Annotated in this window: 12 protein-coding genes; 9 read left to right on the plus strand and 3 right to left on the minus strand. The window is 67.1% G+C overall.

The annotated features are described in order from the left end of the window. Nucleotide 1: 1 nt before the first annotated feature. Entirely contained in the window at nt 2-1,354 is a 1,353-nt protein-coding gene (gene glmU, locus ACXYMN_RS10860) for a bifunctional UDP-N-acetylglucosamine diphosphorylase/glucosamine-1-phosphate N-acetyltransferase GlmU (protein ID WP_459013653.1), read from the minus strand. 109 nt (nt 1,355-1,463) lie between these two features. Here glmU and ACXYMN_RS10865 point away from each other — a divergent pair, with 109 nt between their 5' ends. Both ACXYMN_RS10865 and ACXYMN_RS10870 read left to right on the plus strand, forming a co-directional pair. Then, nucleotides 1,464-2,141, plus strand: a complete 678-nt coding sequence (locus ACXYMN_RS10865; RefSeq protein ID WP_459013654.1) for an HAD-IA family hydrolase — start codon at nt 1,464-1,466, stop codon at nt 2,139-2,141. Nucleotides 2,142-2,185: 44 nt separating this feature from the next. Further along, complete coding sequence (locus ACXYMN_RS10870; protein ID WP_459013813.1) at nt 2,186-3,370, plus strand: DegT/DnrJ/EryC1/StrS family aminotransferase; 1,185 nt, start codon at nt 2,186-2,188, stop codon at nt 3,368-3,370. 299 nt (nt 3,371-3,669) lie between these two features. Here the strand turns inward: ACXYMN_RS10870 and ACXYMN_RS10875 are convergent, their stop codons facing one another. Both ACXYMN_RS10875 and ACXYMN_RS10880 read right to left on the minus strand, forming a co-directional pair. After that, nucleotides 3,670-4,119, minus strand: coding sequence for a CreA family protein (locus ACXYMN_RS10875; RefSeq protein WP_459013656.1), 450 nt, complete (start codon nt 4,117-4,119; stop codon nt 3,670-3,672). Between the two features lie 11 nt (nt 4,120-4,130). Beyond that, nucleotides 4,131-4,601 carry a pyridoxamine 5'-phosphate oxidase family protein gene (locus ACXYMN_RS10880; RefSeq protein ID WP_459013657.1) on the minus strand — a complete coding sequence of 157 codons (471 nt, stop codon included), beginning with the start codon at nt 4,599-4,601 and terminating at the stop codon, nt 4,131-4,133. A 144-nt stretch (nt 4,602-4,745) separates the two neighbouring features. On the opposite strand from ACXYMN_RS10880, the gene ACXYMN_RS10885 reads away from it, so the two are divergent. The 7 genes from ACXYMN_RS10885 to ACXYMN_RS10915 all read left to right on the plus strand — a co-directional run. Further along, nucleotides 4,746-5,909, plus strand: coding sequence for an isovaleryl-CoA dehydrogenase (locus ACXYMN_RS10885; RefSeq protein ID WP_459013814.1), 1,164 nt, complete (start codon nt 4,746-4,748; stop codon nt 5,907-5,909). Continuing rightward, nucleotides 5,909-6,235, plus strand: a complete 327-nt coding sequence (locus ACXYMN_RS10890) for a hypothetical protein (RefSeq protein WP_459013658.1) — start codon at nt 5,909-5,911, stop codon at nt 6,233-6,235. The genes ACXYMN_RS10885 and ACXYMN_RS10890 overlap by 1 nt, the downstream gene beginning before the upstream one ends. Before the next feature lie 4 nt (nt 6,236-6,239). Beyond that, on the plus strand, nt 6,240-7,820 hold the full coding sequence (locus ACXYMN_RS10895; protein ID WP_459013815.1) for an AMP-binding protein: 1,581 nt from the start codon (nt 6,240-6,242) through the stop codon (nt 7,818-7,820). Beyond that, on the plus strand, nt 7,817-9,421 hold the full coding sequence (locus ACXYMN_RS10900; protein ID WP_459013659.1) for a carboxyl transferase domain-containing protein: 1,605 nt from the start codon (nt 7,817-7,819) through the stop codon (nt 9,419-9,421). Before ACXYMN_RS10895 ends, ACXYMN_RS10900 begins: the two co-directional genes overlap by 4 nt. 157 nt (nt 9,422-9,578) lie before the next feature. After that, entirely contained in the window at nt 9,579-11,525 is a 1,947-nt protein-coding gene (locus tag ACXYMN_RS10905) for an acetyl/propionyl/methylcrotonyl-CoA carboxylase subunit alpha (protein ID WP_459013660.1), read from the plus strand. Next, nucleotides 11,522-12,181 carry a glutathione S-transferase family protein gene (locus ACXYMN_RS10910; RefSeq protein ID WP_459013661.1) on the plus strand — a complete coding sequence of 220 codons (660 nt, stop codon included), beginning with the start codon at nt 11,522-11,524 and terminating at the stop codon, nt 12,179-12,181. The genes ACXYMN_RS10905 and ACXYMN_RS10910 overlap by 4 nt, the downstream gene beginning before the upstream one ends. After that, nucleotides 12,178-12,583: beta/alpha barrel domain-containing protein (locus tag ACXYMN_RS10915; protein WP_459013662.1), on the plus strand; the 406-nt coding region annotated here is incomplete at its 3' end. The genes ACXYMN_RS10910 and ACXYMN_RS10915, both read left to right, overlap by 4 nt.

Consider the following 12,583-nt stretch of genomic DNA (forward strand, 5'->3'; position numbering starts at 1 on the left):
ATCAGACGCCTTTCCGGGCAGAGTTCTTTTTCGATTTCAGCATGTCGAAGAGCTTCCGGGCATATCCGGGCTTCGTCTCCTGCCGGGCGCGGCCAAGGGCCAGCGCGCCATCGGGGACATCCTGGGTGATGACAGAGCCCGATCCTGTCAGCGTCTCGACGCCCAATGTCAACGGGGCAACCAGCATGGTGCTCGACCCGATGAAGGATCGTGCGCCGATGACCGTGCGATGCTTGAAGTAGCCGTCGTAATTGCAGGTGACCGTGCCCGCGCCGATATTCGTGCCCTCGCCGATGTCGGCGTCGCCCAGATAGGTGAGGTGATTGGCCTTGGAGCCTTCGGCCATATAGGTGTTCTTGACCTCGACGAAGTTGCCGACGCGGACGTTTTCGGCCAGCTCCGTGCCGGGGCGCAGGCGGGCATAGGGACCAACCACCGCTCCGCGCGACACATGCGCGCCCTCGAGATGCGAAAACGCCCGGATGCGCGCACCCGATTCGACCGTGACCCCGGGGCCGAAGACGACGTTGGGTTCGATTTCGCTGTCGCGCCCGACATGGGTGTCGAGGCTGAGAAACACCGTATCCGGGGCCTGCATCGTGACACCGTCGGCGATCATGCGGCGTCGCGCCAAGGTCTGGAACGCGGCCTCGGCGGCGGCCAGCTCGGTGCGCGAATTGATCCCGAGCGTTTCGGACTCGTCGCAGCCGACCGCGGTGGCCGAAAGTCCTTCGGCGCGGCCCAGCCCGACGACGTCCGGCAGATAATACTCGCCCGAGGCATTGGCATTGCCGACCTTGGCGATCAGATCGAACAGCGTCGCGCGATCGGCGGCCAGCACACCGGAATTGCAGAAGTCGATGGCCAGCTCCGCTTCCGAGGCATCCTTGAATTCGACGATCCGGTCCAGCGTATCGCCCCGCATGACAAGGCGTCCGTAGCGGCCCGGATCGGCGGCGGTGAAGCCCAGAACGACAATATCGTGATCGGCGCGGGCAACCGACATCTGCTCGAGCGTTTCGCGGCTGATGAACGGTGTGTCGCCGTACAGTACCATGACGTCGCCGTCGAAGTCGGCCAGCGCCTCGGCGGCCTGGGCAACCGCATGCGCCGTGCCCTTCTGTTCGTTTTGCAGCACCACCGTGGTGTCGGGATCGAAGTCATGCGCGGCTTGCGTCACCAGATCGGCGCCATGCCCCGCGACCACGACGACGCGTTCAGGCTCAAGGCTGGCGCCCGCCTGCATCGCGTGGTGCAACATCGGCGCGCCGCCGATCTTGTGCAGGACCTTGGGCAGGTCCGATTCCATCCGAGTGCCTTTGCCGGCGGCCAGGATGACAAGCGCAATACTCATGAGGAATTCTCTTTGCTTTATGTCGCGCCCGTTTTAACCGGACCGCGGGCGACGGCAAGGCGATCGCGTTCACGGCATGTGACGGGCTGTGACAAGGGGGATACAGAATATGCGAACGGTGATTTTCGACCTCGACGGAACGCTGGCCGATACCAGCGGCGATCTGATCGCGGCGGCCAATGTCTGCTTTGCGGAAATGGGCTATGGCGCGGTGCTGACGCACGGGGTCGACGACGCCACCGCCTTTCACGGCGCACGCGCGATGCTGCGGGCCGGGCTGAACCGGATCGGGCATTCCTCGGAGGCGGACGTGGCGGCGAAGGTGGAGGTTTGGTTCCCGCGGCTGATCGAGGCATATGGCGACGCGATCTCGGTGCATACGTTTCTCTACCCGGGCGCGATGGACGCGGTGACGGCGCTGAAGGACAGCGGCATCGCGGTCGGCATCTGCACCAACAAGACCGAGGGGCTGGCAGATATGCTGCTGCGCAACCTGGGCGTCCGCGATGCCTTCGCCGCGTTGATCGGGGCCGATACGCTGCCGGTGCGCAAACCCGATCCGGCCCCGTTTCACGCGGCGGTCAGGGGGGCGGGCGGTGTGTCCGAGCGGTCGTGCCTCGTGGGGGACACCGAAACCGACCGCGAAACTGCGCGCGCGGCGGGCGTGCCGTCCATCCTGGTGGGATTCGGGCCGGAAGGGGCGGGGATCGCGCGCCTGTCGCCCGATGCGATGATCGCGCATTACGATGAGTTGCCGGGCGTCGTGGCCCGACTTCTCGGCGATTGACCGGTGATTGACGCCGTGCCGGTATGGGCCGCAGCATGTCCGCCATGACCGAGGTCTTCACCGGCTCTTTCACCCAGCAAGAGGCGATCCCCGAAGAGGGCATCGCGGCGGCGCTGGCCGTGCTGCGCCACGGGCGGCTGCATCGCTACAACCTGGCCGAGGGCGAGTTCGGCGAGGCTGCCCTGCTGGAGCAGGACTTCGCAGCACTGACCGGCGCGCGCTACTGCCTCGCCGTGGCCTCGGGCGGCTACGGGCTGGGGGCCGCGCTGCGGGCCGTCGGGGTTGGACCCGGCGATACGGTGCTGACCAATGCCTTCACGCTGGCCCCGGTGCCGGGTGCCATCGCGGCGCTGGGCGCGCGGCCGGTCTATGTGGAGACGACCCAGGACCTGACCATCGACATGGACGACCTCGCGGCCAAGGCCGGGCAGGCGCGGGTCCTTTTGCTGTCTCACATGCGCGGCCATATCGCCGACATGGACCGCCTGGGCGCGCTGTGCCGGGACCGGGGCCTGGTCCTGATCGAGGATTGCGCCCACACCATGGGGGCGTCCTGGCGCGGCACGCCGTCCGGGCGGTATGGGGCCATCGGGTGCTTTTCGACGCAGACCTACAAGCACGCCAATTCCGGCGAGGGCGGGCTGCTGATCACCGACGATGCCGATCTGGCGGCGCGGATGATCCTGTTGTCGGGATCCTACATGCTGTACGAGCGCCACCTCGCCGCCCCGCCGCCCGAGACCTTCGAGGATCTGCGCTTCGAGATGCCCAACGTATCGGGCCGCATGGACAACCTGCGCGCGGCGATCCTGCGCCCGCAACTGTCCCGGCTGGCCGATCGTGCCGCGGCGTGGAACCAGCGCTACCGGGCGCTCGAGGCGGGGCTCTGGGGGGCGCCGGGTGCCGTGATACCGGCGCGGCCCGAGACCGAAGGCTTCGTCGGATCGTCCTTTCAGTTCCTGCTGCCCGACTGGCCCGGCGCGCGCATCGCGGCGCTGGTGTCGCGGGCGGCGGATCGCGGTGTGGTGTTGAAGTGGTTCGGGGCCGATCCGTCGGCCTTCACCGCACGCTACGACCATTGGCGCTACGCCGCGCCATCGCCCTTGCCGCGCACTGACAGCGTTCTGGCGGCGTTGCTGGACATGCGCCTGCCGCTGACCTTTTCGATCGACGATTGCGCGCTGATCGCCCGCATCCTGCGGCAAGAGATCGCGGCACTGGCCGGGTGATCCGGCGGAGTGCGGGGACTTGCGCCCCCGCACGCTGTTTTTTTAGGTCTGTATGGCGAGGTGAGCCCGCAGTGTAGGGCGGCGTCCGGCTGGGAGGGCGCAGGCGTCAGGCGCTCACCAAAGCAGCAGCCCCGGAGCCGGCCCTTGCCAGGGTCTGCGTGCTGACCGACCGTGCGCGCCGCATCAAGGAAAACATCCGTCTCCCCGCCGGGGGCGGGGCCCCTCGGCGGTTTGCCTTGACGCGGCACCCACGGCCAGTCCGCCGCGTCCCAAGCAAGGGCCGGCTCCGAAGCAGCAGCCTAGTCGGGAACGTAAAGCGGCACCGTCGAGATCGAGACCTTGGCCGAGCCGTCGGTCAGTTCCGCGGCGTGGGCGATGTAGATCAGGGTCTGATTGGCTTCGTCGAAGATGCGTTTGACCCGCAGCGATTTGAGAATGATCGAACGCGAGGTGCGGAACACGTCCTCGCCGTCGTCCGAGCGGTCGATCTCGCCGATCTCGATGGGGCCGGTCTGGCGGCAGGCGATCGAGGCATTGGACGGGTCCTCGAACCAGTTGCCTTTCGACAACCGGTCGAACAGCCCGCGTTCGAAATAGGCGATGTGGCAGGTCACCCCCGCCACATCCGGATCGCTGATGGCTTCGACGATGATGTCGTTGCCGACCCAGTCGACGCCGATTTCGCCCACCTGTTCGGCCTGGACGGCGAACGGCAGGACGCTCAATGCAAGAAACAGGCGTCGCAACATGCGGTATCCTTTCAGAATGTCACCCGGCCATGATCGCCGGCATCGGCTGTGTCGTCGGTCAGGTTGGCTTTTGCAATCTCGTAGAGAAAGCCCGCCGCGTTGGTGGTGGCCCAGATCTCGGCCTCGCGCGGGGTGAACTTCACCAGCTGGATGGCGTCATCGTCACGACCGTCCTCGAACCATGCGGCGGCCACGACGTTCCAGATCTCGTCAAGCTTGGCGCTGTCGTGGCTGACCGATAGCGTGCCGTCGACAGTGGCGTAGAGGTTCGCCTTGGCATCCGCCACATAAAAGGCGGCGTCGCCATTGGCCTTCGCGCCGTCATCGGCAGCAGAGCCACGGGCGGTGATGAACCAGATCGCGTTCTCGGCCCGGTCGGCATTGGGCGACATCGGGATGGGGCGGGTGCCGGATGCGGTCAGCAGACCTGCCTGGACGTCGTCCATGCGGCTCCAGAAGGCGTCTTTCAGCTCGGTGCTCATTTTGATTCCTTTCGATTTGCGCTTGGACATGCAACCCTTGAGTCCGTGTCCGAGTTCCGGTGTCGTCTCGGGGATTGACGCAGAGGGCCGAGGGTCGGTATAGATTTGAACGACTGTTCAATAATGGCTTGGGAGGGTCCGCCGGTGTTCAACGCGGTCATGAATTTCGATCTGGGGGATGACGTCAACGCGCTGCGCGAGATGGTGCATGGCTGGGCGCAGGAGCGCGTCAGGCCGATGGCGGCGGAAGTCGACAGGTCGAACAACTTTCCCAATGAGCTTTGGCGCGAAATGGGGGACCTTGGCCTGCTGGGCGTGACCGTCGACGAGGAATACGGCGGCGCCAACATGGGTTATCTGGCGCACACCGTCGCGGTCGAGGAGGTGGCGCGGGCCTCGGCGTCGGTGTCGCTGTCCTATGGCGCGCATTCCAACCTCTGCGTCAATCAGATCAGCCTGAACGGCACGCCCGAGCAACGCGCGCAATACCTGCCGAAACTGGTCTCGGGGGAACATGTGGGCGCGCTGGCGATGTCCGAGGCCGGGGCCGGATCGGACGTTGTCGCGATGTCGCTGCGCGCGGAAAAGCGCAACGACCACTACCGTCTGAACGGCAACAAGTACTGGATCACCAACGGGCCGGACGCCAACACGCTGGTGGTCTATGCCAAGTCGGATCCCGAGGCCGGATCGAAGGGAATCACCGCCTTTCTGATCGACAAGGAGATGAAAGGGTTCTCGACCTCCGCGCATTTCGACAAGCTCGGCATGCGCGGGTCGAACACCGCGGAGCTGGTCTTCGAGGATGTGGAAGTGCCGTTCGAGAACGTTCTGGGCAGCGAGGGCCGCGGCGTGCGGGTGCTGATGTCGGGGCTTGATTACGAACGCGTCGTGCTGGCCGGCATCGGGCTTGGCATCATGGCCGCCTGTCTTGACGAGGTCATGCCCTACCTTGCGGAGCGCAAGCAGTTCGGCAAGCCGATCGGGTCCTTTCAGCTGATGCAGGGCAAGATCGCCGATATGTATACCGCGATGAATTCCGCGCGCGCCTACGTCTACGAGGTCGCCAAGGCCTGCGACCGGGGCGAGGTCACGCGCCAGGACGCGGCGGCCTGCTGTCTCTATGCGTCCGAACAGGCGATGGTGCAGGCGCATCAGGCCGTGCAGGCGATGGGTGGGGCGGGCTTCATGAACGAAACGCCGGTCAGCCGCATCTTCCGCGACGCCAAGCTGATGGAGATCGGGGCGGGCACGTCCGAGATTCGCCGCATGCTGGTCGGGCGCGAGTTGATGGCAGCGATGGGTTGATGCCGCGATGGGCGTTGTTTCTGCCCTTTGCGCTGATCGTGGCCCTGGCCGCGCTGTTTGGCTGGCGTCAGGGTTGGCTGGTGGCGAATGTGACCGAGACCGAGGTGATCGAGGATTATGCCGCGCGCTACATGACCGCGCGTCACGCCGCGGGAACCGGGGCGGGGGCCGCGCCGACGGACTGTCGCGCCCGGCCCGATCCGGGGGCTGTGTCCTGGCTGGTGGTGGTCTGCGGCCCCGAGCCCTACGATCCGTCGCGGCACTATACCTTTTACGTCAACCGGTTCGGCGGGCTCGACCGGCTGGTCGGGCCGAAGGAGCGCTGAGATGATGCTGCGTCCGCGCCCCTACGACGCCTTGTATGCCGGGTTCCGCTGGGACCTGCCGGACGAGCTGAACATGGCGCACCAGGTCTGTGACGGCTGGGCGGCGACCGAACCGGACCGGATCGCGATGATCGATCTGACCGGCACGGGACGACGCGACATCACCTATGCCCAGCTCTGGGAGCGATCGCGCCGGGTCGAGGCGGCGTTGATCGAGAAGGGGGTGATGCGGGGCGACCGGGTCGGCGTGCTGCTGTCGCAATCGCCGCTTTGCGCCGCGGCGCATATCGCGGCGTGGCGGCTGGGCGCGATCTCGGTACCGCTGTTCAAGCTGTTCGGGCGCGATGCGCTCGAGACGCGGATCGACGATTCGGGGCTGGGCGTGGTGGTCACCGACGACGAAGGGGGCGCGAAGCTTGCGGGCTTCGGGCTGGGGCTGATCACCCGCGACCGGTTGCCCTCGGCAAGGCTGGGCAGCCAGGCGGGCGTGGTGACCGGCCCGGACGATGCCGCCGTGCTGATCTATACCAGCGGCACCACCGGCAAGCCAAAAGGCGCGCTGCACGGGCACCGCATCCTGACCGGGCACCTGCCGGGCGTCGAGATGAGCCACAATTTCCTGGGACGCCGGGGCGATGTGCTGTGGACGCCTGCGGACTGGGCCTGGATCGGTGGGTTGTTCGATGTGCTGATGCCGGGGCTGGCGCTTGGCGTGCCGGTGGTGGCGGCGCGGTCCGACAAGTTCCGGCCCCGGGACTGCATCGAGATCTGCCGGGACGGCGGGGTCAAGAACGTCTTTCTGCCGCCGACCGTGCTGCGCATGATGAAGTCCGAGGGGATCACCATCGGCGGGTTGAGGACCGTGGCGAGCGGTGGCGAACCGCTTGGGGCGGAGATGCTGGCCTGGGGGCGGCAGGCGCTGGGCGTCACCATCAACGAGTTCTACGGGCAGACCGAATGCAACATGGTGGTCTCCTCGGCGTCGGACCTCTTTGCCCCGCATCCGGGGCGCATCGGTCGTCCCGTGCCCGGGCACAGGATTGCGGTGCTGGACGAGACCGGAGCGCCGACCGAGGGCGAGGGCGACATCGCGGTCAAGCGCGGCTCGGCGTCGATGATGCTGGAATACTGGCGCAATCCCCGGGCCACGGCGGCCAAGTTCAAGGGCCGCTGGATGCTGACCGGGGATCGCGGCATCCTCGAGGACGGGTTCCTGCGCTTTGTCGGGCGCACCGACGACGTCATCAATTCGGCAGGCTACCGGATCGGTCCGTCCGAGATCGAGGATTGCCTGATGACCCATGCCGCCGTCGCCAATGTCGGCGTGGTCGGCAAACCCGACCCTTTGCGCGGTGAAATCGTCAAGGCCTACGTTGTTCTGAAGGGCGCGGTGCCGGACGGTGAGGCCGAGGCGGACGCGCTGGTTAGGGACATGCAGCACTGGGTCAGGGAGCGGCTTGCAAGCCATTCCTACCCCAGGGAAATCGCCTTTCTCGAGGCGCTTCCGATGACCGTCACCGGCAAGGTGATCCGGAAGGATTTGAAAGCTCGCGCCAAGGCCGAGGCGGAAGGGACAAGGACATGAAGCTGATCTCTCAGGCGATGCCGGGCTCGGAAGAGTTCCAGGCCAATCGCGCCGCGCATCTCGACGCGCTGCGCGAGATCGAGGAAGCGGCGGCACTGGCGGCGGAAGGCGGCGGGGCGCGGGCGCGCCAACGCCATCTCGAGCGTGGCAAGATGTTGCCGCGCGACCGGGTGGCGACGCTGCTCGATCCCGGCGCGCCGTTTCTGGAGGTTGGCGCGACGGCGGCGCATGGCATGTATGACGGCGCCGCCCCCGCCGCGGGGGCCATTGCGGGCATCGGGCGCGTGATGGGGCAGGAATGCATGGTTCTGGCCAATGACGCCACGGTGAAGGGCGGCACCTATTACCCGATGACCGTCAAGAAGCACCTGCGCGCGCAGGAGATCGCCGAGGAGAACCATCTGCCCTGCATCTACCTGGTGGACAGCGGCGGCGCGAACCTGCCCAATCAGGACGAGGTCTTTCCAGACCGCGAGCATTTCGGGCGCATCTTCTACAACCAGGCCCGGATGAGCGCCAAGAATATCCCGCAGGTGGCGGTTGTCATGGGCTCCTGCACGGCCGGGGGCGCTTATGTGCCGGCGATGTCGGATGTCACCATCATCGTGAAGGATCAGGGCACGATCTTTCTGGCCGGGCCGCCGCTGGTCAAGGCCGCGACCGGCGAGGTCGTCACCGCCGAGGATCTGGGCGGCGGCGACGTGCACACGCGGCTTTCAGGCGTGGCGGACTACCTGGCCGAGGACGATCATCACGCGCTGGCGCTGGCCCGCCGCGCGGTCGAGAGCTTCAACCGCACCAAACCCGCGACCGTGCGCTGGCAAAGCCCCGAAGAGCCGGCCTACGACCCCGAGGAAATCCTCGGCGTGGTGCCCGCGGGGCTGCGCACGCCCTACGACATCCGCGAGGTCATCGCGCGGCTGGTCGACGGGTCGCGCTTTGACGAGTTCAAGCCGCGCTTTGGCGACACGCTGGTGACCGGCTTTGCCCATGTCAAAGGCTGCCCCGTCGGGATCGTGGCCAATAACGGCGTGCTGTTTTCCGAGGCGGCGCAAAAGGGCGCGCATTTCATAGAGCTGTGTTCGAAGCGGTCCGTCCCGCTGGTGTTCCTGCAGAATATCACCGGCTTCATGGTCGGGCGCAAATACGAGAACGAGGGCATCGCGCGGCACGGCGCGAAAATGGTGACCGCGGTCGCCACCACCAATGTGCCCAAGATCACCATGCTGGTCGGTGGCTCTTTCGGCGCGGGCAATTACGGCATGGCCGGACGCGCCTATTCGCCCCGGTTCCTGTGGACATGGCCCAATTCGCGCATCTCGGTCATGGGCGGCGAGCAGGCGGCGGGGGTGCTTGCCACCGTGAAGCGCGCCGCGATCGAGAAGGCGGGCGAAGACTGGTCCGCCGAGGCCGAAGCGGATTTCAAGCGCCCGACCATCGAGATGTTCGAGCGCCAGAGCCATCCGCTTTATGCGGCGGCGCGGCTGTGGGACGACGGGGTCATCGACCCGCGCAAGAGCCGCGACGTGCTGGCCCTGTCGTTGTCGGCGGCGCTCTGCGCGCCGATCGAGGAGACGCGCTTCGGCGTGTTCCGGATGTGAGCGGGATCTGCGGCAGCGGGTGCGGGATGGCCCGGTGTCGGGCCTGTGGCAATTGCGGGAGCGAGGGGCGCGTCGCCCCCTCGCGCTCCCCCGAGAGGTATTTATGGTCCGATCGTGACAGGGTCTGTCGCGGCATTCGGCAAGGCGGAGACACAAGATGTTCCAGAAGATCCTGATCGCCAACCGCGGCGAGATTGCCTGTCGTGTGATCGACACGGCACGTGCCATGGGGGTCGGCACCGTGGCGGTCTACTCGGACGCTGATCGCGCCGCGCGGCATGTGACCATGGCGGATGAGGCCGTCTGGATCGGCGGGTCGGCGCCGTCGGAAAGCTATCTGCGCGGCGAGGCGATCATCGCGGCGGCATTGGCCACGGGGGCCGAGGCGATCCATCCCGGCTATGGTTTTCTGTCGGAGAACCCGGATTTCGTCGAGGCGGTCGAGGCGACCGGGCTGGTGTTCATCGGCCCGTCGGCGTCGGCCATTCGCAAGATGGGGCTGAAAGACGCCGCCAAGGCGTTGATGGAAGAGGCCGATGTGCCGGTGGTTCCGGGCTATCACGGTGCCGATCAGGACCCGGCGCATTTGCAGGCCGAGGCGGGGCGCATCGGATACCCGGTGCTGATCAAGGCGGTCGCCGGGGGCGGCGGCAAGGGCATGCGGCTGGTCATGGAGGAGGCGGGGTTCGCCGATGCGCTGGCCTCTGCGAAAGCCGAGGCGAAGGGGGCGTTCGGCAATGAAAACGTGCTGATCGAGAAGTTCGTGACCCAGCCGCGCCATATCGAGGTGCAGGTATTCGGCGACGGGACCTCTGCGGTTCACCTTTTCGAAAGGGATTGTTCGCTACAACGTCGCCATCAGAAGGTCATCGAGGAAGCGCCTGCACCGGGCATGACCGCCGAGATGCGTGCGGCCATGGGCGAGGCGGCGGTCAGGGCGGCAGAGGCGATCAACTACAAGGGGGCCGGCACGGTCGAGTTCATTGTCGACGGCGCGGGCGGGCTGTCGCCGGACGGGTTCTTCTTCATGGAGATGAACACCCGTCTGCAGGTGGAGCATCCGGTGACCGAGGCAGTGACCGGGATCGATCTGGTCGCGTGGCAGTTGCGCGTGGCGGCGGGCGCGGCGCTGCCCCTGGCGCAGGGTGAGATCGCCCTGACCGGCCATGCCTTCGAGGCGCGGCTTTACGCGGAGGACGTGCCGCGCGGTTTCCTGCCGGCTACGGGGCGGTTGGATCATCTGGTGTTCGGCCCCGGGGCAAGGGCCGATACCGGGGTGCGGGCCGGCGATACCATCAGCCCGCATTACGATCCGATGATCGCAAAGCTGGTCACCCATGGTCCGACGCGCGGGATCGCGCTGGCGAAGCTGGCACGGGCGCTGGACGAGACGCAGGTGGCGGGCACGGTCACCAACCTGGCGTTTCTCGGAGCCTTGGCGCGTCATCCGGGCTTCGCGGCGGGCGAGGTCGATACCGGGTTGATCGCGCGCGATCTCGAGGCATTGACGATGCCGCCCGAGGTTGCACCCGTGGTGCTGGCCGAGGCCGCGCTTTGTGCGGCGGGACTGACCGGGGCCGCGGCACCGGCCCAGGGATTCGCCCTGTGGCAGCCGCTGACCCAGAGGGTGGTGTTGTCGCGCGACGGTGAGGATATCGTGCTGGGCGTGTCCGCGCGCGGACCGGATCGCGTCGAGATCGGGATGCCCGGTGCCACCGTTCTGGCCGAGCGGCAGGCGGGGCGGTGGCGCTTTGACGGCGCACCGGCTTCGGGGGCCGTGCGGCATGGCGACCGGGTGACGGTCTTCGCGCATCACGGACTGGACTTTGATATTGTCGATCCGCTGGCGCGCGCCGCCAACGCCCATTCGCCGGATGTCATCGAAGCGCCGATGCCTGGGCGCGTCGTGCGGGTTCTGGTGGCCGCGGGGGCCGAGGTCGCGGCGGGCGACCGGCTGGCCGTTCTGGAGGCGATGAAGATGGAGCATGCGCTGACCGCCGGGCGCGCCGGGATCGTCGCCGAGGTGATGGTGCGCGAAGGCGACCAGGTCGAGGCGGGCGCGGCCCTGTTGCGGCTGGCCGCCGAAGACGAGGAAGCGGCGTGATCCGACTGCATCATGCGCCGCAGACCCGGTCGATGCGGACACTGTGGCTGCTCTATGAACTGGACGTGCCGTTCGATCTGGTGACGCACCCGTTCGACAAGTCGCTGCGCGATCCGGACTACCTGGCCCTGTCGCCCGCGGGCCGGGTTCCGGCGCTGGAGATCGATGGCGGCGCGATGATCGAGACGGCGGCTATCGCCGAGTATCTGTGCGAGACGCATCCCGATGCGGACCTGGGGATCGCGCCCGGCGCGCCGCACAGGGCCGATTGGCTGGTCTGGCTGCACTTTGCCGAGACCATCAGCCAGCATGCGGCGGCGCTGACACAGCAGCATGTCATGCTCTATGACGATGCGATGCGGTCGCCCGTCGTGATGAAACTCGAGGCGGCGCGGCTGGGCAAATGCTACGCGGCGCTTCAGGCACGGCTCGCGGCGCGAACACACCTGGTCGCGGAGCGGTTTACCGCTGCAGATATCGGCGTGGCGCAGGCGGTCTACATGGCGCGGCATTTCGCCCGAACCGATCCGTTCCCGGCGGTCGAGTCGTGGTATTACCGTGTGACCAACCGTCCGGCGTTCCGCAAAAGCCTGCCGGCGCCGGCCGAGCGGCTGTTTCCGCAGGAGTATTTCCCCGTATGGGAGGGCGCGAGATGACAGGTGACGTCGAAATATTCGAGGTCGGCCCGCGTGACGGGTTGCAGAACGAGGCCGCGCAAATCTCGGTCGCGGACAAGGTCCGCCTGATCGACTGTCTGAGCGGCGCGGGCTTCCGCCGCATCGAGGTGGCGTCCTTCGTGTCGCCGAAATGGGTGCCGCAGATGGCGTCGTCGGGCGACGTGCTTGCCACGATCAAGCGCAAGGACGGCATCTCCTATGCGGCGCTGACGCCCAACATGAAGGGACTCGAGGCCGCGATTGCCGCAAGGGCGGACGAGGTGGCGATATTCGGTTCGGCCTCCGAGGGGTTCTCGAAGGCCAACATCAACGCCTCCATCGCCGAAAGCCTGGCCCGCTTCGCCCCCGTCGCCGAGGGGGGGGGGGGGGGGGGGAGGGGGG

This window comes from Roseivivax sp. CAU 1753, from assembly GCF_054482575.1.

Coding starts and splice junctions, on each gene's coding strand:
- ACXYMN_RS10875 (WP_459013656.1), bottom strand. CDS start 4,119: ATGTTGCGACGCCTGTTTCTTGCATTGAGCGTCCTGCCGTTCGCCGTC.
- ACXYMN_RS10895 (WP_459013815.1), top strand. CDS start 6,240: ATGCTGCGTCCGCGCCCCTACGACGCCTTGTATGCCGGGTTCCGCTGG.
- ACXYMN_RS10880 (WP_459013657.1), bottom strand. CDS start 4,601: ATGAGCACCGAGCTGAAAGACGCCTTCTGGAGCCGCATGGACGACGTC.
- ACXYMN_RS10865 (WP_459013654.1), top strand. CDS start 1,464: ATGCGAACGGTGATTTTCGACCTCGACGGAACGCTGGCCGATACCAGC.
- ACXYMN_RS10890 (WP_459013658.1), top strand. CDS start 5,909: ATGCCGCGATGGGCGTTGTTTCTGCCCTTTGCGCTGATCGTGGCCCTG.
- ACXYMN_RS10870 (WP_459013813.1), top strand. CDS start 2,186: ATGACCGAGGTCTTCACCGGCTCTTTCACCCAGCAAGAGGCGATCCCC.
- ACXYMN_RS10905 (WP_459013660.1), top strand. CDS start 9,579: ATGTTCCAGAAGATCCTGATCGCCAACCGCGGCGAGATTGCCTGTCGT.
- ACXYMN_RS10900 (WP_459013659.1), top strand. CDS start 7,817: ATGAAGCTGATCTCTCAGGCGATGCCGGGCTCGGAAGAGTTCCAGGCC.
- glmU (WP_459013653.1), bottom strand. CDS start 1,354: ATGAGTATTGCGCTTGTCATCCTGGCCGCCGGCAAAGGCACTCGGATG.